The sequence below is a fragment of the Alkalihalobacterium sp. APHAB7 genome, assembly GCF_048323755.1.
Classification (GTDB): Bacteria; Bacillota; Bacilli; order Bacillales; family Bacillaceae_F; genus Alkalihalobacterium.
The window spans coordinates 123,302-143,099 of record NZ_JBLWFS010000010.1 but is presented as its reverse complement, the minus strand read 5'-3'; the positions used below and the strand labels follow the sequence as shown (position 1 = coordinate 143,099).

The window sequence follows — 19,798 nt, the reverse complement described above, 5'->3', positions numbered from 1 at the left end:
TACAAGCACTCCTACTCGGAGCAATAACTCGTATTTCATCTCCTGTTTTGAGTTTAGTTGGTGTTAACATAAATAGTTCTCCTCTTAATAAAATTATTTTCTTCTCTTAAAGTAAACTGCTCGTTAGCACAACAAGCGATAGCAGTTGTTACGCTATCGCTCACCTTTAGTTTTAGTGTAATTATTCACATTCATGAATGATCGCATTTTACAAAGTCTTGCTTTAATAATGCATACATAAGTAGATCATCAAATTTTCCGCAAGTAAATTCATAATTTCTTAAGAGGCCTTCTTTTATAAATCCCTTTTTTTCTACTAACTTTTGTGATGAAATATTAGGGGGTTCAATTAATGCTTGTATCCGTTGTAAATTCAAATGATCAAATCCGTATTTAATTACTGCTTCAATCGCCTCACTTGCAATGCCTTTTCCCCAATATTCTTTATTTAACTCAAAACCAACTTCAGAACGGTAATGCTGTGAATCTATGTTTAGAAAACCACAACTGCCAATAACCTTTGATTTCCCTCTTAGGGTAATTCCCCATCTAATTCCAGTTTTCTTTTCATATATTGATTGATACCAAGAAATTTCATCCAATGCATCATCAGTTGATTTAAAAGGTTCTAATCCGTAGTGTTTCATTACATCCGTATCAGACAAATACTCTAAAATACTTTCTGCATCATCCTTGGTTACTTGTCTTAAAATTAATCTATTTGTTTCAATTACAGGAAATACATTTATATCTATCATAATTATCCTCCAAATTCCATCAAACTTTATTTGTGCCAGTTTGGCTTGTACAAATCGGCACATGTTTCGGATGTATTCGATTGGAAATCTCGTTACTGATTTGCTCTTTTATTTCTTAGGTATCATTACGAATGCCCTTCTTAACAGGACTTAGCGTTATCCCTTCTGCGATCAGGGTTTCCTGTAGTTTTTGAGCAAACGCAAGTGCATTTGCTCCATCTCCATGCACACAAATGGTATCCGCTTGAATCGGTACAATCGAACCATTAACCGCTCGTACTGTCCCTTCTTTTACCATCGTTAACACTTGTTCAATCGCTCGATCTGTGTCATGAATTAATGCATTTTCTTGTGTGCGCGGAGTTAATGTCCCATCAGGCTGATACGTTCTGTCTGCAAACACTTCATTTGCTACCGTTAACCCAACCTTCATACCCGCTTTTGTTAATTCTCCTCCCGACAATCCAAACAATACTATGGATGGATCCGTATCATAAACGGCTTGAGCGATCGCTTCAGCCATTACAGCATCCCCAGACGCCATATTAAACAATGCGCCATGAGGCTTTACATGATGTAACGGAACATTATGAAGCTTACAAAAACCTTGCAGCGCACTAATTTGATAGATCACAAAGTTGTAAATATCCTCTCGATCGGTTTGTATGTTACGTCTTCCAAAGCCGAGTAAATCAGGGAACCCAGGATGAGCTCCGATGCTTACCTCATTTTCTTTTGCTAATTTAACTGTTTTTGCCATCACATTATGATCACCGGCATGATAACCACACGCAATATTGGCTGATGTAATATGCTTTAAGATCAGCTCGTCCTGCCCTACGACAAACGAGCCAAAGCTTTCTCCTAAGTCACAATTCAGATCCACCGCTTTCATTTCGATCACCTACACATTTTTTCATTAAAATTTAAAGGTTACTCCCGCTCGCAACCCGCTTAATTCATGTTCTCGCTTCAGATAAAGCTGTTCCGCTTCCAGTACGGTTACTTCTTTAAAACGGACCTTGTCTCCTGGCTTTAGCTGAGCCATAAGTGAAATATCGACAGACACCACTTGAGCCATTCGTGGGTAGCCGCCTGTCGTTTGTCGATCTGCTAATAAAACAATTGGATTTCCGTCAGATGGTACTTGGATCGTTCCTAAAGCAACTGCTTCTGAAATCACCTCAAACGCTTCAGAGAGTTGCAGCGACGGCCCGGAAAGACGATAGCCCATACGATCCGATTGCGGCGTCACGCTGAACGTTTGGTCAAAAAAGGCTTGTCTACTCTCAGAGGTAAACCGTTCAAAATGAGTACCAGGAATTACACGAATCGTATTTACCTTTGTCACTGGAAGAAGAAATTTTGTCGCTACACTCCAGGAAGTCGTCGTAAATGGACCATCACTTGATGTGGACAACTCCTCAATTAACCACGTCGATTGCAGCCTGCCCGTGTTAATAGTCAGCTGATCACCAGATTTTAATGCCCGCCCTTTGTACCCGCCGATCCCTGCACGAAGGTAAGTGCTCCGACTTCCCATGACTTCTTCAATATCGAAACCACCTGCAAACGCCAAATACGCCCGGCACCCGGATACACACGGCCCAAATTGAAGTACACTTCCTTTTCTCACAAGTACCGGTTTATATAAAGGAACAGGCTCTTTTTCAATCGTCGGTGACAAGTTTGCGCCAGTAATTGCAATCAGTACATCTTGTTCAAATTCGATCGTCGGCCCGGTTAAGGTGATTTCAAATGCCGCTTCTCCTTCGTCATTGCCAACGAGTAAATTGGCCATCCGTAGTGCATAGGCGTCCATCGCACCACTCACAATCACACCATATTTTTGAAATCCGACTCTCCCCAAATCCTGTATCGTCGTTAATAAGCCAGGGCGTAGAATTTTTAGACTCATGCACTCCCCTCCTTATACTCTTCTAGAGAAATCGGTTTAAAACGAATGACATCTCCTGCCTGTAGAAGAGAAGGGTTTGTATCATTTGGGCAAAACAATTCAACTGGAGTCCGTCCAATTAATTGCCATCCGCCAGGGGTCGAGATCGGGTACACACCCGTTTGACTTCCGGCTATTCCTACCGAGCCTTTTACAATGGTCGCCCTTGGACTTGAGCGTCGCGGGGTTGCAATCTTGTCTGACATCCCGCCTAAATACGGGAACCCTGGAGCAAACCCGATCATGTATACAAGATATTCTCCGCTCGAATGAATTTGGATCACTTCATCCGTTGTCAGATTGTTATGCTTAGCCACAAAGTCTAAGTCAGGACCTAATTCTCCGCCATAACAAACAGGTATCTCGATTGCTCTAGGAGGTTTCTCCTTTATATCCGTCAGCTTTTCTACCAGCTTTTTTAAATAAATAGAAACGATATCATAGGCTGACCTAGTGTTTACTGACGAAAACCCACTGGTCTGTTCAGACTGAAGGACGCGAAGCGGATCATAATAGACGGTCACACTTGAAAATGCAGGCACACATTCAAGGAACCCTGCAAATGGACGTTCTTCTAAATGATGCGTGAACGTTCTCACTCTTCTATGTAGATCCATATCGATCATTGTTCCAAACTGAAGTGTAATCGCCGTCTCACTTAATGGATAGATGTCAAATGATGCACCAGTTTCTTTCCTAGTCATTCTCTTCACCTCCTCGATATCCATTCTGAATTTCAGAACATCCTGACTTAATCCTGTACTTGATCTTCCATCTCTTCTATTAATTTACTAATATGATTTACATCATAATCAACGATTTTATTATGTAATTTAGAAGGAAACATCGTTTTAATATCATCGATGTAATTACTGCCATCACCCGGTAGAGTATGCTTTAAAATTTTGAATGACTGTGTATTTTTTTCTGCATGTAAAACCATAGGAACTGACATCGCTGTTCCTTGCTCAAGGTTTCCACCCTCTTGATAATATTCTTCAATTAAAGCCCACAAGTAGACTTCAGCTGCATTTAAATCTGTCCCAAAAATTTCATAGGTTGTAAACATCTCGCCGCCAAAATTCGGTTGAAGTACTTCTTTCGTCAAATATTGTTCAATGACCTTTTCTTCATTTTTTGATATTGTCCATTGGCCAGTTGCTTCTGAATGCTGACATCCAACCGCTATTAAAATGACGACAATTAAACTTATCCATACTATTAATTTTTGCTTCACAATTATTCGTCCCCTTCAAAGGTTACTTAGCAAGTATTACAAGTAAAACTTTACCACAAAAAGTAAAACAAGAGACTATTTTTCCCCTTTCAAGAAGGTCAATAATAAATTTCTTCATTTTTTTCAAACCAAAAGCAAGTCAGCTTCGTCTAAAATGTAGGAAGAGGTGATACCTAGATGAACGAACTAGAACAATTGGCGGTGGCAGATGAAAGAATGGATGAGAGAGAGCAGATAATCGATCAATTAATGAATGAATATAGCGACGGGATCCTGCATCTCGTCTATACATATGTAAAAAATCGCACAACCGCAGAGGATTTAACACAGGAGATTTTTATCAAGTGTTATGAAAAATTAGGCCAGTTTAATCAACAGGCTTCGATCAAAACATGGGTCTATCGAATTGCCAGCAATCATTGTAAAGACTACTTGAGAAGCTGGAGTTATCGCAAAATAACCTTGAACGAGAAACTGATCAACTACCTTCCTTCTCAATCCAAACACGTTGAAGAGGAAGTCATTACAAAAAATGAAGAAAATAACTTGGCCAGTGCTGTCATGGCTCTCCCGATAAAGTACCGAGAAGTCGTTTTTCTTCATTATTATGAGGAACTATCAGTAACAGAAATAAGCAAGGTGACGACTGTAAATGTAAATACCATCAAAACGAGATTAAAACGTGCAAAAGAATTATTGAAAGACCAAATGACTAGGAGGTTTAACGATGAGTGATCCATTTCATAACTTGAAACATTCAATGAAAAAAACGATTTTTAAGGATTTTACCTTTTCCGATGAGCGAAAAGAGGCTGTAAAAGAAACGATCCGAGAAAAACAATCTCAACCACATCTTCAAGCTTGGAAAGAGGAAACAATACTGGCTGTATTCGAATCCATCCAACATGAAGCCAAACACGGCTACGACATTTCTACTCAACTTTTTCAGAAAGGGGAACTTCTTTTTGAACACAACGAAGGACAGCTTTATACTCTCTTACATCTACTCGAAAACAAAGGAATTTTAAGTTCAAAGTGGATCGATGAAAAGAAACATTACTCTTTAACGAAAAAAGGGAAAAAGTACTTAGTTGCTTCCAAACAAGAACATTCTAAACGACGTTTCTCCCTGAAACACTTACTTGAGGAGGCATCTTTATGAGCTCGTCTAAATTCGAGGAATTTTTAACGAAAGTAACCTCTAGAGTAAAATCCAAGGAAGCACATGGCATGATTAAAAAAGAACTCACTCATCACCTTGATGAGCTAAGCCAATCCTACCAGAAAAGCATAGCTTCTAAAGAAGAGGCAGATGAAAAAGCCGTACAATCGATGGGGAATCCCTTCACGATTGGAGAAAACTTAAATCACCTGCACCGCCCGAAAATGGATTGGGTCCTCATTTCTTTATTTGTAATTATAGCAGCGATTAGTTTTCTTCCGCTCATTGGCGGAGTTTCTGAATTGGTAGTACCGATCACCTATTTTATACAACGTCAACTGCTCTGGTTCTTTCTTGCTGTTCTTGTTATCATTGGTTTTCTTTTCTTTGATTACAGAAAATTAACGAACTGGTGGATCTTCTTTTACGGTAGTGGTTTGTTTCTACTTGTGTATATCCATCTATTTGGTTATATGCGTAACGGAACTCAAAGATGGATTTCAATAGGTAGCGCTATCATTGATGCAACGCCAATCATTTTACTTTTATTGTTCCTTGCATGGGCTGGAATCTTTAACAAGATTAACGAGTTTAAGAGTTGGCCTAAACAAGGATTACTATTTATTTTATTTTGGACGCCCATTTTTTTCTTTATGATGCTGCCACACGTAGTGTTTTGTATCATTTACTTTTTCTGTGTCTTAACGATGTTTGCTTTTTCTCAGGTTCATAAAAGTTTAGCCCTGAAGTTAGCTGCAATCAATGTGGCAACAGGAGTTATTTTAATCACTACTGTGATCCTTACTTCTCGCGGGGGGTATCTGTTTTATAGACTATTTGCTTTTATTAACCCTGAGGCGGACCCATCTGGAGCAGGATATATTTATATTGTCGTTAGAGATGTCCTTTCACAAGCAGGATGGTTCGGTAACGGGTTTAATGATCCTAAGATAGGTTTACTTCCTGCTGTCCATACAGATTTTGCTTTTCCTTATCTCGTTTTTTCTCTTGGCTGGGCATTCGGAATTGTCCTTTGTATCATACTATTGACATTCATTTTGCGAATATCAAAAAATGCGTTTAAAACAAAAGATCGATACGGAAGAATACTAGTCATGGGTGGTGCCTCCTTAATTGCAGTTCCTGCTTGCTGGAACATCCTCATGGGTTTTGGAATCCTACCGATCATGGGAGTCTCTCTACCATTTATCAGTTACGGGGGTAGCATGCTGCTATTTTACTCCGCCATTCTAGGGCTCATTTTGAACGTCTATCGTCGAAAAGATATCGTAGAGCCAACAATAGTCAATTTGCATTAAGTTCGATCGTAATTAGATTAAATATAAGTAGTTTTAATAGTTAGTTAGCCTGTTGTATTTGGCATTTCCTTCAACTATCTAACGCCAGTATATATATGGCATAACAAAAGACCTTCAACATACACTAATGTATCCATTGTTGTATGTTGAAGGTCTTTTGATTGTATGGCTTACTCTAATTCTACATATTCTATTAGTTTACTTTATCAACTAATAATTCTATTTTAGTTCTGAATGAATTATAAGTTTCCGTATTAGTCCCATTAATTATGCCTACATCATCAAGTTGTTTTTGTAATTGCTCTAGGTTTACTTTATCAGTTTCAGTAAATTCATGAGATGGGATGGAATTTCTAATTATCCTCCAAAATTCATTATAATTTTCAATTTCCTTTTTTGAGAGGGCATTTAATTCTATTCCTGTACTAACTGCAAGATATATTGCATCGAGTACATCTATTAACTGTATTTGAACGATGACTGGTTCCGTCCAACCATTGTTCTTTTGAGCATCAAGATTTTCATTTAACAATAACAATTCATGTCTTACTAAATTCAAGAAGATTTTCTCAGTAACAGTATGCTTTTTATTGTATTCTAATGTCAGTATAATAAATAATATAATATTAACTGCAACGGATATGGCTAAGATTATTTTAAGTTTACGGCTCATATCTACACCTCTGATTATCTATTTACTCCTATTATTTTTTATGAGATATTAAGGGACTTTTCGTTTTGTTTTTTTGAAAAAGTCCTACTATACAATTTTTTGAGCTGGTCAAAAACGAAGTAACCTAAAACACCACCGACAGTATTTAATATTAAGTCATCGACATTAAAGCTTCGTGAAAAGATGAGCCCGAAATAACTAAATACCAATTGAAGAGTCTCTAATGCTAAACTAACGATTAAAATAATAAGTGCCGCTCTTTTAATACTACCAAACTTGTAGAATGATAAATAAACTCCTAATGGAAATAACAACAGCACATTATAAAAAGATAACTTTACAGAATTCCAAAAAAACCAATCAACCCCTGAAGTATTATAATGACTTATTAAATCACCCACGAAATAGAATGGTATGAACTGTGTATTCCATTTCCAACTCCAGAAATTCTCATCAACAGGTGGAAAATTTATACCACCAGTTACCTGCTGCAAAACGTTGAATGCATAAAATAAAAAACTGAGGAAAATCAATCTGCTTACCATATGTTTCTTTCTATCTCTTATCAGGTCAATAACAAAATAAAAAACGATGATAACTATTCCTATACTAACTACATTTATTACGTACACACACATTCTCCTTATTTTATAAAAGTATCTGTTATGTATTACACCATCGTCATTCTCTCAAAAATCTTCGGCAAGTAGCCGATCCACTCGAAAATGTCTTAATCCTGTCTCTTCTTCAACTTCTCTATTGACCGCAGATTGAGTGTCTTCTCCAGGCTGTACAGTTCCTTTGGTATTTTAATGCATCTCAACCTTAATAAATAAAACTATTAAACTTCCTGTATCATTTCGACCCTGTTACCAAACGGGTCCCGAAACTCAAACCGTTCATAATTCGGAATGGGAACTGAATTGATAATTTCTATGTTGTTCTCTTCTAATACTTTTTTCCAGTGAGATATATCTTCTACCAAATAGGCTAAATGCGCTTTGGTTTTCAGCCTATTTAAGCCTTCTTCCGTACCTACATGCACCTCTTTGTCGCCGACTTGTAACCAGAAGCCACCTCGCTCTTTGAGAGAATCGGGTTTCTCTATTTCTGTCAACCCCAATAGATTACAATAAAAATGTTTCCCCTCTTCTTCAGCACCTTTTGGTATAGTGATTTGTGCATGGTGTAATCCGATAATCATTCAAGTTCCTCCTTTAAAGATAGAGTTTTTTCTTCCATTATAAACCAAAATGGAGTATAAATTAATCGCTAATTCATACTCCAAATCGAATGTTATTTTTACTTTTTCTGTGCAAATGAACCTATAACTATCATTTCACAGATTTTTTCAACACTTACTAGTACTAAACTCATCCAGATCATTTCTATCCTTACACTTCACTGGGATTTAGTGGGAATTTCATCCTCAGGTCTAAGCATCCACTTCAAATGAATAAACTACCCTTGAACTTTTACTGAAAAATCGGCGAATACGCATAAACCGCGGGTGTTCCCCCGGAATGTAAAAACAAAACGTTATCGCTTGGCTTGAAATACCCTTGCTTAACCAAGTTTATCAAGCCGTCCATTGCTTTTCCTGTATAAACCGGATCGAGAATGATTGCTTCAGTTCGTGCTAGAAGTTTTACCGCCTCTAACATACCTTCTGTTGGAGCCGCATAAGCTGGACCGACATATTCATCAAAGCACGTAATTTTCTCTTTTGAAATCATATCCTTTAGACCAATGTGAATAGCTGTTTCATTTGTAAGTTGATGAACTTTTTCTTCCTGTTCGTTTTTACCGCGACTGACATTCATCCCGAGTACTTTAGTGTTGCTGCCTAATCCGAAAAATCCGGTGACGAGTCCAGCATGCATCCCACCACTTCCACTCGCGCAAATGACATAATCAAATGATACGCCAAGTTCGTTTGATTGCTGTTGGATTTCTTCGGCACACGATACGTAACCCGCCACACCTGTTACATTAGATCCACCAACTGGAATGACATAAGGGGAACCACCGTTTTCTTTAACTTTAGCAGAGACCTCGTCCATGACTTTATATACATCCGTTCCGTTTGGGAAAATTTGTATCGATTCAGTACCGAGCAATTGATAGAGAAGATAGTTGCCGTTTGTTTTTAAATCAAATTGGTCTTCTTTATTTTCTTCTAAAACAAGGATGCACTTCATATTTTCTTTGACACATGCCGCTAATGTGAGACGACAATGGTTCGACTGGATGCCGCCTGCTGTAATAATTGTATCGGCTCCTTTCGCTTGAGCATCCGCAATTAAAAATTCTAACTTTCTCGTCTTGTTGCCTCCTTCCGTCAGTCCGAGTAAATCGTCTCGTTTTATGTAAATGTTTGGACCGTTAAGTTCTGCTGTAAAACGACTCGCTTTTTCAATCGGAGTTGGGTTGGGTGTATAACGATTTCGTGCAAAATTAGAGATGTTCATCTTAGCTCTCCTTTACATTAATGATAAGTCACGTTTAGTTTACATGAGTTTATTCGTTAGGTGGGAGTTTTTTAGCTATTTTTTTGGTGGACCGGATTGGTGTAAGTATTACTGTTGTTGAAATTCAAGTCATAACTTGACAACGATTTCTTAAATCAAACTTAGTAAAAAAAGCCCCACATTAAAAAAGCAGGGCTAATGAATGGTAAATACTTAAACGATTAAAATTGCACCCCGATCCAAAGTTTTTCGTCTCGGACTTCAAAAAGTTTTAGGTTTCCAAACCGAAAGGATTTAGCTTGTTCTATGTGATTTAAGTTAAGGTTGATAATTCCTTTATGAAAGCGGATGAGTGGTGGTTTATTGAGGAGTTTCGTTGTAATCCAATGTTGGTTTACCGGTTTGAGATCCGTGACTTGAAACGATAAGTGGCGATTGTCAGCTACTAATGGTCTTAGGCCAATCTGGAAATGAATGGGTATCTTCAGCTTCTTCGCGGTTCCGTTGATTACAATTTGATCATCAATGAGACGTATCGAAAGATCTGTAATTCCTTTCACTTTTTTCTTGTTCACAATCCAATCTAACGTGCTTTCCGTCATCTGAACTGTAATGTACTTTTCATCTGATTTTTTCGGTGCATGGGGTTGTTTATTTATTCGAATTTTTTGATGAGACTGCGAGATTCGCTTCTTGTCGTCAATAAACTTCTCCAATGAAAAATTCCCTCCCTCCTCTCGATATGTAGGAAATTCTTTTATTGGTAAAGTATTTAATCATTTGAAAAAATGTGCATTTTCTGTTCCTTGTTCTTATAAGACAGCAGTTTTACTAAAATGACTTGTTCTCGCCCATTTTATTTCCAGTCACTAACCTTTATTCAACTAAAACTTGTATTATGCAAGGAAGAAAAAACGACTTGATGACCCGCTTCTTCCTGTTACTAGGAATATCGAGTTCATTCGGATACAATCGAAGTTTATGATTGAATGAATTACTTTACCTCCGCCACCTCGGCTCACCTACACATCATCTCGTCAACGCATAATAAATCACGTACAACCAACTAAAAACCCCATGGATGATTGCCCATATGATCGATTGATTGACACTCCATGAAATTGTGATCGCTAAAACTGATCCGAAGCCAATTCCTGTTTTTACTGCTGTATTTTTATCGCTCACTCCAAAACCCTCCTTCTATCACTAAAGGTTACCTATCGTAAGTGTGATCAAATAGTCTATACCATATATACCCTGTTCCACATCACAGTATGAATAGTAATCGTCACCTTAAACTTCTTTCACCATATGGATTTATAAACCATGGCGGATCCCTTTTATCGTTTCACTTGTTTTATTTGCTTCGAAAGTTGTTAGAGCTAGAAGTTCATCTGTTTTTCGATCGTCACGAAAACTTGTGAAAACGTCCCTTTTATCGTTTGATCTGAGACTATATCATCATAAAGTCCGAAATACCAGTACGTATATTCTGCTTCTTCTGTTGCTAATAAACCAATAATATAATGATTACTAATTTCTTTTAGATCTAGATTTTCTTCGTAGGATAAATCTTTTTCAATAAAAGAATGATACGATTTACTCGCATCAATAAAGAAAAACGGAATTGGGGCTTCCATATAAACATCAGCATATTGATCTTCTGACGCCTCATTTAAATGTTCCTTCGTTATAAAAACTGCATCATATAATTCAAGTTTTCTATCCAATAAATCGGTAAATTGTATGGTTGAAAATTGAATTTGTTGTTCTCTGACGGATGGCAGCTCTCCAATCACTGCTATATGTAATGGCCGACCTTCATACTTCTCTAGTTCTGGAATGGGAGAAGCTGTTAAGGTTCTTCCGGAACACGCCATAAGAAGTATTCCCACAATAAGTAGTAAGCCGACCAAACTTGTATGACTCTTAAACAAAACCAATTCCCCATTTCTAGTAATCTTTCTAGCTTAAAACGTTTATGCTGCAATAACGCCGAGAGGAATGTTCGCCCTATGCGTTATTTTCATTATTAGAAAGTAAAACGTTATTTTGTTGATAGATCAATAGTTTCCGTGTAGTTTCCATTTGCTGTTTTCCAATCTACAGTTATTTGAGCATCATTAATTATTTTAATAAGTTCTTCTTTCTCTACAGATCTTTTTGATTTTCCTTCCATCCAGCCCGTTTGTTCTTCAAAAGTTCCCATTTCGCCTTGAAAGTTTAATAGTTCTAATGAATGGGGATTTTCTACCTCATAAACAATAGAAGAAAGTTCATCTTCACCCATGAATTTCAGTAAGATTTTTTCACTTAAAGTGTTATCTGAAATTGTGTAATGAATCTCAACGTTTCCGTATTCTCCTTCACCAACTGCTGTCACTGAATCACTTTTAGGCATACACCCAACTAGAAAAAGAGAAACAAAAAGGATCACTAAAACAATTTTTATTTTCATCTCCGACCTCCGATATGTAACTGAAATCGTATTTTTACTAAAGCTTTACTCTTCTTTAGCATATATAGTTACCTTAACCTTACAATTATAAAGTGATATAATTCAAGTAAATGAACCCATATAGACTATAGAAAGAGGTAATGCAATGTTTTTAGCTATTTTAACAGGATTTATTATTTACATGGTAAGTGGTATGATTTATTATTCCATCCTAGGGAAACGTTGGGTCGATTTATTACATATTAAATTAGATAAACAACCTAACTATGGACTGCTAACATTGGTCACTTTACTAACGACTCTTTTACTATTTGGTATCTTAAACCTTTCCCAAGCAGAAACAATAATGGATGGTGCAATTATTGGCGGCAGTGTAGGATTAATTGTTGCCCTTGCCTATGCCAAAGACTTTATTTTTAGTTTAGGCTCAAATTCAAAAAACGCCATTTCTCTCTATTGTGTTGCTGTCGGTTATCATGTGATTGCCCTTACAGTTATTGGAGCTGTTATGATGTTTTTTATTTAACATAAACGGAACTGAGGCATAGAGAACCGATCTTTATGCCTCTCAATTAGCTAAATTGATGATCAAGTTTTTTAATAATCCTTAAAAATTCTCAGGTTGCTCTCTCAACTTTACCCTTTAATCTATCTTCTTTTCGAAAATGATCTCGTAAAATTCAGCAGCCCCATACCCTGCAATAGCCGGCGCAAAGATCTGTACTAACCTCCAACCTTCTGCCCCATGCTGCTTAATGACCGTATGATAATCTTCTTCAGGTTTTGTCCCTTTCCATGTTGACTTTAAGTCGACTTTGACAAACTTATATTCATACATAAACGATAGCCTCCTCCAATCAATTCAATACAACTACCATACATACGAAGCACAAACAAATTGGTTTCAACTTTTATTAGTGCTGGTCCTTAAATTAATATAAAACACTAATTGGAGCTTTTGTTTTAGCCGTTTCTGCTTCAAAATCTAATGTGTTGCCGGGCAAACCATCAAAGATGTGACTTCCCATGGTGACTTTGCTAAGTCATCTCTATTTTCTTTCGACTATAGAAATAAAATAGACAACCACCTAGAAAGGCAAGATTATTGATTGATTAATATTTGGTCTTCCATATGGGGGAAAGGTGTTTTTGCTGCCGTTTTTGGTTTCATCTTTTTTCTAATAGGATTAAGTATACAATAATTGTAAGAACGCAATTTACAACTACTTTTTTAATTTTACCGTGTATCCCCAATTTCTTTTTATCTAGTATCCATAAAAGTGTGTCTAATTAGTACCGTTTGAATATTTAAAAAATTTCCTAGGCAAGCGCAGAAACCGACAATTTTCATTGAAGAGCAGTGCAAGTTCGACAGTGACTAGTTCATTATGAATGGGGAAATTAAATTGTATCCGATTAAAAAAAGACTGGTTCTCGTTATTTGTATTACAATCCTATTAACCTTGACGTTTCATCTAATTCTTCAATTGAATGACGGGTCCTCAATTGGAGAGGTTATTCTATTATTATACCGATAAGTCCCAATGGGGATCGCTTTCCTTTATCGTTGCAATCATTTGGTCAGTGTGGCATGTACCCGTTGCCATTTTTTATAAATATTCACTACTTCCCTTCAATCAAACAATGCTATACACTACGCCTTATATTACTCGGATATATTTTTTGTTGGATTAGATAATATTTTAATTTTAGAATTAGTAAGGCTGTTCACTATCATCTGCATCCTATTTCCCTACCTGATCTATTCATTAATTCAAAGAAAGAGAGGTATAACAAAATGACTCATTTCGTTACTGGTTTATTCTTTATTTTACTAGGGTACTTGATCAAATATAGGCAATGGAGTTGGTTAATAGCGGGGTATAACACTTCTTCTAAGGAAGAAAAAGCAAAATACGATAAACAAGCGCTTTGTAATGGCGTGGGTAATTTTATTTTTTTATTAAGTGGATTTCTTTTTATTACTGGACTCGGGGAATTGGTAAATATTACTTGGGTTGTTTCTTATAGCTGGATCGCTTTTATAATAGCTATCATTTTATTTTTAATATACGCCAATACAGGAAATCGATTTAAAAAGTAGAATTTATATTGCAGCAGTTAATTTCCCACCTCCCCTATTATACGTAGTCTTTTTATTTGGCTCTTTTCTCAAAGATTGTTGCTCCTTGCTTTTGGACCGTAGGCCAAGCGAATGCTTGGCTCTTCACGCATAGCGTGAAGCTTTTGAAAAGAATGAAAAGAAAATCGGTCCAAAAGCAACAAAGTTTACGAAAACAACCTTTTATTTTTTTCTGTTTATTTAAAATCATTCAGATTTGACAGACAGATTTCCATTATCTTGTTATAATTTAAATGTTTGCTATTTACATAGATAATTTAAATTGACTATGGCACATAGATGTAAAATTTCAGGCATTTACTCATTTAACTGCATCTATATTTATTCTTAAAAATGAGGGAGTTAAATTATGACTTACAAAGCTGCAACTGATCTACTGGAGTTAGTAAATTCATCGATTGAAGGTAAAATGTTATTTATTGGTAATATATCAGAAGATACTTTTTCAATCATCAAATCTATAGATAACGGAACAGGGATACCGATTAGGGAAAATCAAGAAATCGGTTTAAGAGAATCTTATTGTCAACAAATTTTCTTTGGTAACCGTGAACCACTTATCATCAATGACTCTAAATCCCATCCATTCACAAGCAAATTAGCGGTTACGAACGATTTAAATATTCAATCATACATTGGTGTACCCATTTTTTATAAAGATGGGGAAATGTTCGGGACTTTATGTGCTTTAGATTCGAAACCTTCATATTTCACTAAAAAAGACATCGATATACTAGTTAAGTATTCTAACCTCTTTTCGTACGTTATCGAATTAGAAAAACAGTTAAAAACAGATCCACTAACTGGTTTATATAATAGAAGTTATTTAGCTGATAATTTTGAGTTTATAGCGGATAGAGGTGCTGTCATGCTTCTTGATCTTGATGGTTTTAAAGAAGTAAATGATACATATGGTCACGAAGTCGGTGATCTCGTTTTGAAAGAAGTAGGAAATCGATTAAAACAAACGATTGACCCTAACGCTTTAGCCATCCGAATGGGTGGCGATGAGTTTGTCCTTTTATTGCCTAATCAAACAGATGAAAACCTGCTAAAGAAGCTTGGAATCCAGTTAACTCAAGCTTTATCCGATTGGACGACATTTGAATACAGCATTGAAGTTTCTTCAAGTGTCGGTATTGTTCAGTACCCACAGGAAGGTACTGAATTAAGTACACTATTGAAAAAAGCCGATCACGCGATGTACGAGGCAAAGAGAAATGGGAAGAACACTTTTTGTTTTTATGTAAGTACCCATTTAAGCCAATGATTTCCACTTCCATAAATAACCTAAATAAAAAGGATTATGTTGATGCCAAAAGACAATTTGTCAGTTAAATAAACTTCAAAATCAAATAAAGAAACTAACAAATGTAAATCAAATGATCTTGGACTCTGTTTTCTAAGGTTATTAAACTAGGTGATATATAAATATAAAAAAGCGTTCCTTATCAAGGGAACGCTAACAGCTAGTAACGGGCTCAGTCCACGGTGGCAAAAAGTGAATTCGCAAGATAAATAACAACTCGTCTCGAAGAAGTTTTACGTCCTAACTTTCATTCTACAATTAATTTTACAAGTGCTAATACAACTGACGGACATGACACAATAAATAATACCTTATACATCTTCCTCTTACACTCAAAACCGCCAATTCACCTCCCACCTAAAATTCTAACGAACTTTTGAGGAAGGAGTCCTCTTGGCTGAAATGATAGGAACAATAAAACCAATGACAATCGCAATTATTAGCATGAGTCTATTTTTCTTCATTTAAGATCCTCCGACGTAACTGGCTTTTATCGAGCTTACCTAGTGGTGTGTAAGGCATATGATGGACAATCGCGATACTTTTAGGGATTTGAAATCTAGGCAATCTCGGACGCATCCATTCTAGTATATCTTTTTCCGTAAGATCAGCATCTTCTACTAGAAGAACAAATGCGGTCAACCTCTGTCCAAATTGTTCATCAGGTACCCCGATTACAGCAACATCTTCAATGAAGGAATGTTGTATCACTGCCTGTTCCACTTCGATTGGATACACGTTTTCACCGCCAGACACCACCATATCGTCGCTTCGCCCGCATAGAAAGTAATAATTATTTTCATCCTTGTAAGCTAAATCACCTGTTTGAATCCAAGTGTTGTTTTTATTGCTGATCGACCAATCATTTTTAATACAAAGCTGACCGACCTGCCCGCTTTTCCGTTCTTCCATCTGCTCATCAAGGACTCTTACAGCCATACCGTTTATTCTCTTACCTATGGTTGCAGGAGAATAGCGTAAATCTTTGGGTGTAGCGATGAAGTTAAGCCCTGATTCGGACGTGCCGTATAAATTATAGAGCACATCACCTAAGGAGCGCTGCGTCTCAGCGACCAGTTTTGTACTAAGCTTTGCTCCACCCGAAGCGACACATACTAGAGACCGCAAATCGTCGACATTGTGTTGTAACATTTTTTGCAGCATTAAAGGAACTAGAGTAACCACTTCCGCCTGGTGGTTGCGGATTAGCCTGCAAGCTGTTGAAGCCTCAAACGTATGACTAATCACTACTTTTTTCCCTAATGGAATAAATAATAAGAGGACCGCAATTCCATACCCGTGAAATATCGGTGACCCAATATAAGCAGTATTGTAGTTTAATATTTTCAATCGTTGAAGAAAGGCTGCAAATGGATTTAAGTAATTAAATAGGGACGGTTTATGGGCTGCTTCTTTCGACATTCCAGTCGTACCGCTCGTTTGCAAGACCAGTTTACTAGTGGAATACCGTGGTAAAGCTAGCTTTGAAGTCTTGGTTGAATGGACAATGTTATCAATTGCTGCAAGTTGATCATGATAACTTAACAGTTTTGCATTGGAATAATCAGAGTGATGAACTACGTCCGTAAATTCCAAATCGTATATTAAAAAGTCAAAATCATGACGCTCGACAAATTGATTTAACTGGCTTGTCTTTAGTTCAGCATTTAATAAATAAAGGTCTGCTCCTAATCGGGACACGGCAAAAATAGCTTTTACAAAAGAAGCATGATTTTTACAAAGAAAGCCGATCTTTTGACCGCTCTGTATTTGATAATTCTCTTTTAGATAGATAGCTATTTGATATGATTGTGATAGCATTTGGCTATATGTAAGTGTTTCCTTGTCATCTATTAACACGGTTTTATTAGCATATTTCTTTTCGGCAAAATGTAATAGAGTCATCAAGTTCATTCCACAGGCAAAAAAGGAAGTAATGAACCGGTACAAACTGAGTGGTGACAGTAATTTTATCTTGTATAAAACATAGATAAGCTTGAATATCTTCACCGGCTCTTCTCCCCTTTCTTTTTTGATACCCGACTGAAATGAGGAAGAAATATAGAAGCCATCTGACCAAAGATTAACCACCAAGGTTGGTAGGTTTTCTTTTTGGTGTAAATACTCTTACAGATGATTCTGGCAACATAACGTGGAGACATTGCCGGTACATTTTGATAGGCTACTGTAGGTTCAATCATCGGTGTTTTAATTAGTGGAAGATAGACCGATGTAGTTGTTACCCCCTGTGTCTTCAGTTCAGGCGCTGTTGAACGAAGCCACACATCAAAAGCTGATTTGGATGCTTGATAGGCCGCAAAATACGGAACAGGTGCTAAGCGGGCATTGATGGTAGAAACATTAATGATATGGCCTTTATTTCTTTGAAGATGAGGAATTACAGATAACAGTAATTGAACGGGAGCAAAATAATTAATCGCCATCGTCCGTGTAAAATCATGATAACGGTTTAAAGAGTCATTGATGGATCTGTGAATGGATAAACCAGCGTTATTGACTACGATATCGAGCCCATGTGGCAATCCATGTAGAAAAGAGAGAAAGTTCTCCATTTCGGTCGTATCTCTAAGATCGGCTTGGAAAACACTGACTTTAGCATTCTTTGTTTCAATCGTCTTCTTTATTTTCGCAAGTTCGTCTCCTCTTCTTGCCACTAAAACTAAATGACAGTCTACATCTGCTAGCTCGCAGGCTAATTCTTTTCCAACGCCTGAACTGGCACCTGTTATAAGAATGGACTTACCACGAATAACTTTCTTTAACTTCTCTTTGTTACAAGAGATCGGACGAAATAAAAAATAGTCCCAAAAACGTTGTTTATACATATGGACACCTGTTTCACTTTCATGATCGTTTGTCGTACCCGTAACTCATCATGTCTAGTTGTTTTGTTGCATTTACTTAATACATTTACTTAACACTTTTCTTTTAACTTTACCATAAGTATCCATTTGTTAGTTAGTTTTCTTATTACACTTTAAACAACATTTACATATGACCTTTGTTCGTACTATCCTGAAAATGTTTTATTGTGGTAAGCCTAAATCTGCTTTTTCCCATACTTCCAAATCTTTTTGTTTTAAAACCTCGATAGCCTTTTCATGTTCACTTTCTCCAATAATGATGTTAAAACTCTTATCGTTTTTTAAATGAAACTTGAATTTAAGATGATGGTCTTCTTTTCCAAAACCATATTCTTTTTCATGGACTTTTAATGAGGAGAACTCCACTTTTTCAATTTCGGACCACTCATGAAAAACACTGCCAACCAAAACACCTTCCTCTTTTAATTCAAACGCTGCGAATAAAGAGCCCCTGGAAAACATTAGTGGCAATATTGCTGGGGCGAGCAGTAAAAACGCATCGTTTCCTAAGTAAAGCGATACACTTGCTACAATAGCACATGTAAAACCAATAAGGTAAAGAGGACTTTCAAGGAGTATTAATTTAGGAGTCACTCTCCTCAACTGAACCCCCATTTGCTTATAAATAAATGGTTGATTCTCAATCGGATAAAGCGTTTGTCCACCCTTTTTGATATTAATCATAAATTTAACCGCTAAATACACATAAAGTAACGGAATAATCCCTACGGTCACCGCTACGATAAATTCAAACATCTTACCACCCCTTTTGTTACAGAGAGTTACTCAGTACGAAAAAACACTAAATATCAACTTGCTCTAAAAAGTGATTCGGCAATTAACTTTAATACTTACTTATTATTAGTTACGACTGACAAGAGCAGAAGTTTCACAATTTAAAAAAGTGATCATAAACTGCTTAGCCATGATTTCGTTATTTTAGATAAATTAACTAAAATTTCAACTCTCTACACATACGAATGGGATATAATGGATGTAATTCTCTTTTAAATCGCGTTCTATTGTAAAAAAACATCAAGAGGAATTTATGAAAAAATACGGGCCAAACGAGGTGTTGAAGCGTGGTTACTTTACTGAAAATCATCATTGGTTTCTTCATATTTTGTTTAGTGACATACATACAGGATGCGATTTTCCGAGTGATGTTGAAAAATAAATTAGAAATCCCTAAAATTTATCGGCTTTTTCCTTTTAGGTTTGGGATAAAAAAAGTCTATGAAAAAAAGCTTTATTCTGATAGAAAGCCTGCAAATAAGAACCATGGAATTTTGTACTCTTTTTATGCCTTAGATTTATTTGTTGTGACATTGCCGTTTACCATCACAAAGTGGAAGTACTGATGGATGGATGATCTCCCTGTAACAGAGAAGCCAGCACATCCTATTCGATGATGCTGGTGTTTAAT

24 protein-coding genes and 1 pseudogene are annotated in these 19,798 nt (G+C 36.6%); 7 read left to right on the top strand and 18 right to left on the bottom strand.

What is annotated here, in order from left to right; translation table 11 throughout:
- Nucleotides 1–191 precede the first annotated feature (191 nt).
- The 5 genes from ACNSTQ_RS12435 to ACNSTQ_RS12415 all read right to left on the bottom strand — a co-directional run bounded on the left by ACNSTQ_RS12435 (nucleotide 192) and on the right by ACNSTQ_RS12415 (nucleotide 3,952).
- Nucleotides 192–749, bottom strand: a complete 558-nt coding sequence (locus ACNSTQ_RS12435) for a GNAT family N-acetyltransferase (RefSeq protein ID WP_418200143.1) — start codon at nucleotides 747–749, stop codon at nucleotides 192–194.
- Between the two features lie 124 nt (nucleotides 750–873).
- On the bottom strand, nucleotides 874–1,653 hold the full coding sequence (locus tag ACNSTQ_RS12430; RefSeq protein WP_418200138.1) for a LamB/YcsF family protein: 780 nt from the start codon (nucleotides 1,651–1,653) through the stop codon (nucleotides 874–876).
- Nucleotides 1,654–1,677: 24 nt separating this feature from the next.
- Entirely contained in the window at nucleotides 1,678–2,676 is a 999-nt protein-coding gene (locus ACNSTQ_RS12425) for a biotin-dependent carboxyltransferase family protein (RefSeq protein WP_418200137.1), read from the bottom strand.
- Complete coding sequence (gene pxpB, locus ACNSTQ_RS12420) at nucleotides 2,673–3,419, bottom strand: 5-oxoprolinase subunit PxpB (protein ID WP_418200136.1); 747 nt, start codon at nucleotides 3,417–3,419, stop codon at nucleotides 2,673–2,675. Before pxpB ends, ACNSTQ_RS12425 begins: the two co-directional genes overlap by 4 nt.
- 47 nt (nucleotides 3,420–3,466) lie before the next feature.
- Entirely contained in the window at nucleotides 3,467–3,952 is a 486-nt protein-coding gene (locus tag ACNSTQ_RS12415) for a hypothetical protein (protein WP_418200135.1), read from the bottom strand.
- Between the two features lie 177 nt (nucleotides 3,953–4,129).
- Here ACNSTQ_RS12415 and ACNSTQ_RS12410 point away from each other — a divergent pair, with 177 nt between their 5' ends.
- Genes ACNSTQ_RS12410 through ACNSTQ_RS12400 form a run of 3 tightly spaced genes read left to right on the top strand, consistent with a single transcriptional unit; the run spans nucleotide 4,130 to nucleotide 6,433 of the window.
- Nucleotides 4,130–4,687: a sigma-70 family RNA polymerase sigma factor gene (locus ACNSTQ_RS12410; RefSeq protein WP_418200134.1), complete on the top strand. Its 558-nt coding sequence runs from the start codon at nucleotides 4,130–4,132 to the stop codon at nucleotides 4,685–4,687.
- The gene (locus ACNSTQ_RS12405) at nucleotides 4,680–5,114 is read left to right on the top strand and encodes a PadR family transcriptional regulator (protein WP_418200133.1); all 435 of its coding nucleotides are present in this window, start codon (nucleotides 4,680–4,682) and stop codon (nucleotides 5,112–5,114) included. The genes ACNSTQ_RS12410 and ACNSTQ_RS12405 overlap by 8 nt, the downstream gene beginning before the upstream one ends.
- On the top strand, nucleotides 5,111–6,433 hold the full coding sequence (locus ACNSTQ_RS12400; protein ID WP_418200132.1) for an FtsW/RodA/SpoVE family cell cycle protein: 1,323 nt from the start codon (nucleotides 5,111–5,113) through the stop codon (nucleotides 6,431–6,433). The genes ACNSTQ_RS12405 and ACNSTQ_RS12400 overlap by 4 nt, the downstream gene beginning before the upstream one ends.
- Before the next feature lie 193 nt (nucleotides 6,434–6,626).
- Here ACNSTQ_RS12400 and ACNSTQ_RS12395 read toward each other — a convergent pair whose 3' ends face one another.
- The 9 genes and pseudogenes from ACNSTQ_RS12395 to ACNSTQ_RS12355 all read right to left on the bottom strand — a co-directional run bounded on the left by ACNSTQ_RS12395 (nucleotide 6,627) and on the right by ACNSTQ_RS12355 (nucleotide 12,035).
- Nucleotides 6,627–7,106, bottom strand: a complete 480-nt coding sequence (locus ACNSTQ_RS12395; RefSeq protein WP_418200131.1) for a hypothetical protein — start codon at nucleotides 7,104–7,106, stop codon at nucleotides 6,627–6,629.
- A 38-nt stretch (nucleotides 7,107–7,144) separates the two neighbouring features.
- Nucleotides 7,145–7,738 carry a VanZ family protein gene (locus ACNSTQ_RS12390; RefSeq protein WP_418200130.1) on the bottom strand — a complete coding sequence of 198 codons (594 nt, stop codon included), beginning with the start codon at nucleotides 7,736–7,738 and terminating at the stop codon, nucleotides 7,145–7,147.
- 57 nt (nucleotides 7,739–7,795) lie between these two features.
- Nucleotides 7,796–7,897, bottom strand: a pseudogene (locus tag ACNSTQ_RS12385) (NUDIX domain-containing protein); the annotation flags it as partial.
- A gap of 50 nt (nucleotides 7,898–7,947) precedes the next feature.
- On the bottom strand, nucleotides 7,948–8,310 hold the full coding sequence (locus tag ACNSTQ_RS12380; RefSeq protein WP_418200129.1) for a VOC family protein: 363 nt from the start codon (nucleotides 8,308–8,310) through the stop codon (nucleotides 7,948–7,950).
- Nucleotides 8,311–8,581: 271 nt separating this feature from the next.
- Nucleotides 8,582–9,577, bottom strand: a complete 996-nt coding sequence (locus ACNSTQ_RS12375) for a D-cysteine desulfhydrase (RefSeq protein WP_418200128.1) — start codon at nucleotides 9,575–9,577, stop codon at nucleotides 8,582–8,584.
- A gap of 221 nt (nucleotides 9,578–9,798) precedes the next feature.
- Nucleotides 9,799–10,293, bottom strand: a complete 495-nt coding sequence (locus ACNSTQ_RS12370) for a hypothetical protein (RefSeq protein WP_418200127.1) — start codon at nucleotides 10,291–10,293, stop codon at nucleotides 9,799–9,801.
- 313 nt (nucleotides 10,294–10,606) lie between these two features.
- On the bottom strand, nucleotides 10,607–10,762 hold the full coding sequence (locus ACNSTQ_RS12365) for a hypothetical protein (RefSeq protein WP_418200126.1): 156 nt from the start codon (nucleotides 10,760–10,762) through the stop codon (nucleotides 10,607–10,609).
- Nucleotides 10,763–10,959: 197 nt separating this feature from the next.
- Nucleotides 10,960–11,514, bottom strand: coding sequence for a hypothetical protein (locus ACNSTQ_RS12360; protein ID WP_418200125.1), 555 nt, complete (start codon nucleotides 11,512–11,514; stop codon nucleotides 10,960–10,962).
- A gap of 110 nt (nucleotides 11,515–11,624) precedes the next feature.
- Entirely contained in the window at nucleotides 11,625–12,035 is a 411-nt protein-coding gene (locus ACNSTQ_RS12355) for a hypothetical protein (protein ID WP_418200124.1), read from the bottom strand.
- A gap of 145 nt (nucleotides 12,036–12,180) precedes the next feature.
- Here ACNSTQ_RS12355 and ACNSTQ_RS12350 point away from each other — a divergent pair, with 145 nt between their 5' ends.
- A complete protein-coding gene (locus tag ACNSTQ_RS12350; protein WP_418200123.1) occupies nucleotides 12,181–12,561 on the top strand; it encodes a DUF1761 domain-containing protein in 381 nt (126 codons plus the stop codon).
- 117 nt (nucleotides 12,562–12,678) lie between these two features.
- Here ACNSTQ_RS12350 and ACNSTQ_RS12345 read toward each other — a convergent pair whose 3' ends face one another.
- On the bottom strand, nucleotides 12,679–12,873 hold the full coding sequence (locus ACNSTQ_RS12345) for a DUF4177 domain-containing protein (RefSeq protein WP_418200122.1): 195 nt from the start codon (nucleotides 12,871–12,873) through the stop codon (nucleotides 12,679–12,681).
- A gap of 960 nt (nucleotides 12,874–13,833) precedes the next feature.
- On the opposite strand from ACNSTQ_RS12345, the gene ACNSTQ_RS12340 reads away from it, so the two are divergent.
- Together ACNSTQ_RS12340 and ACNSTQ_RS12335 are read left to right on the top strand one after the other, a co-directional pair.
- Complete coding sequence (locus ACNSTQ_RS12340) at nucleotides 13,834–14,139, top strand: DUF3784 domain-containing protein (protein ID WP_418200121.1); 306 nt, start codon at nucleotides 13,834–13,836, stop codon at nucleotides 14,137–14,139.
- Between the two features lie 388 nt (nucleotides 14,140–14,527).
- Nucleotides 14,528–15,448: a diguanylate cyclase domain-containing protein gene (locus tag ACNSTQ_RS12335; RefSeq protein ID WP_418200120.1), complete on the top strand. Its 921-nt coding sequence runs from the start codon at nucleotides 14,528–14,530 to the stop codon at nucleotides 15,446–15,448.
- A gap of 489 nt (nucleotides 15,449–15,937) precedes the next feature.
- Here the strand turns inward: ACNSTQ_RS12335 and ACNSTQ_RS12330 are convergent, their stop codons facing one another.
- The 3 genes from ACNSTQ_RS12330 to ACNSTQ_RS12320 form a co-directional block, all read right to left on the bottom strand.
- Nucleotides 15,938–17,497: an AMP-binding protein gene (locus tag ACNSTQ_RS12330; protein WP_418200119.1), complete on the bottom strand. Its 1,560-nt coding sequence runs from the start codon at nucleotides 17,495–17,497 to the stop codon at nucleotides 15,938–15,940.
- Nucleotides 17,494–18,333, bottom strand: a complete 840-nt coding sequence (locus ACNSTQ_RS12325; RefSeq protein WP_418200118.1) for an SDR family NAD(P)-dependent oxidoreductase — start codon at nucleotides 18,331–18,333, stop codon at nucleotides 17,494–17,496. Before ACNSTQ_RS12325 ends, ACNSTQ_RS12330 begins: the two co-directional genes overlap by 4 nt.
- Before the next feature lie 201 nt (nucleotides 18,334–18,534).
- Complete coding sequence (locus ACNSTQ_RS12320) at nucleotides 18,535–19,128, bottom strand: hypothetical protein (RefSeq protein ID WP_418200117.1); 594 nt, start codon at nucleotides 19,126–19,128, stop codon at nucleotides 18,535–18,537.
- 292 nt (nucleotides 19,129–19,420) lie between these two features.
- Between ACNSTQ_RS12320 and ACNSTQ_RS12315 the strand changes: the two genes are divergently transcribed.
- A complete protein-coding gene (locus ACNSTQ_RS12315; protein WP_418200116.1) occupies nucleotides 19,421–19,549 on the top strand; it encodes a hypothetical protein in 129 nt (42 codons plus the stop codon).
- Nucleotides 19,550–19,798: the final 249 nt, after the last annotated feature.

Excerpts from the sequence above, each read along its gene's own strand:
- ACNSTQ_RS12425 (WP_418200137.1), bottom strand. The coding sequence starts at position 2,676 with ATGAGTCTAAAAATTCTACGCCCTGGCTTATTAACGACGATACAGGAT.
- ACNSTQ_RS12340 (WP_418200121.1), top strand. The coding sequence starts at position 13,834 with ATGACTCATTTCGTTACTGGTTTATTCTTTATTTTACTAGGGTACTTG.
- ACNSTQ_RS12400 (WP_418200132.1), top strand. The coding sequence starts at position 5,111 with ATGAGCTCGTCTAAATTCGAGGAATTTTTAACGAAAGTAACCTCTAGA.
- ACNSTQ_RS12405 (WP_418200133.1), top strand. The coding sequence starts at position 4,680 with ATGAGTGATCCATTTCATAACTTGAAACATTCAATGAAAAAAACGATT.
- ACNSTQ_RS12410 (WP_418200134.1), top strand. The coding sequence starts at position 4,130 with ATGAACGAACTAGAACAATTGGCGGTGGCAGATGAAAGAATGGATGAG.
- ACNSTQ_RS12315 (WP_418200116.1), top strand. The coding sequence starts at position 19,421 with ATGAAAAAATACGGGCCAAACGAGGTGTTGAAGCGTGGTTACTTTACT.
- ACNSTQ_RS12335 (WP_418200120.1), top strand. The coding sequence starts at position 14,528 with ATGACTTACAAAGCTGCAACTGATCTACTGGAGTTAGTAAATTCATCG.
- ACNSTQ_RS12375 (WP_418200128.1), bottom strand. The coding sequence starts at position 9,577 with ATGAACATCTCTAATTTTGCACGAAATCGTTATACACCCAACCCAACT.
- ACNSTQ_RS12345 (WP_418200122.1), bottom strand. The coding sequence starts at position 12,873 with ATGTATGAATATAAGTTTGTCAAAGTCGACTTAAAGTCAACATGGAAA.
- ACNSTQ_RS12320 (WP_418200117.1), bottom strand. The coding sequence starts at position 19,128 with ATGTTTGAATTTATCGTAGCGGTGACCGTAGGGATTATTCCGTTACTT.
- ACNSTQ_RS12355 (WP_418200124.1), bottom strand. The coding sequence starts at position 12,035 with ATGAAAATAAAAATTGTTTTAGTGATCCTTTTTGTTTCTCTTTTTCTA.
- pxpB (WP_418200136.1), bottom strand. The coding sequence starts at position 3,419 with ATGACTAGGAAAGAAACTGGTGCATCATTTGACATCTATCCATTAAGT.
- ACNSTQ_RS12380 (WP_418200129.1), bottom strand. The coding sequence starts at position 8,310 with ATGATTATCGGATTACACCATGCACAAATCACTATACCAAAAGGTGCT.
- ACNSTQ_RS12350 (WP_418200123.1), top strand. The coding sequence starts at position 12,181 with ATGTTTTTAGCTATTTTAACAGGATTTATTATTTACATGGTAAGTGGT.
- ACNSTQ_RS12430 (WP_418200138.1), bottom strand. The coding sequence starts at position 1,653 with ATGAAAGCGGTGGATCTGAATTGTGACTTAGGAGAAAGCTTTGGCTCG.
- ACNSTQ_RS12395 (WP_418200131.1), bottom strand. The coding sequence starts at position 7,106 with ATGAGCCGTAAACTTAAAATAATCTTAGCCATATCCGTTGCAGTTAAT.
- ACNSTQ_RS12325 (WP_418200118.1), bottom strand. The coding sequence starts at position 18,333 with ATGTATAAACAACGTTTTTGGGACTATTTTTTATTTCGTCCGATCTCT.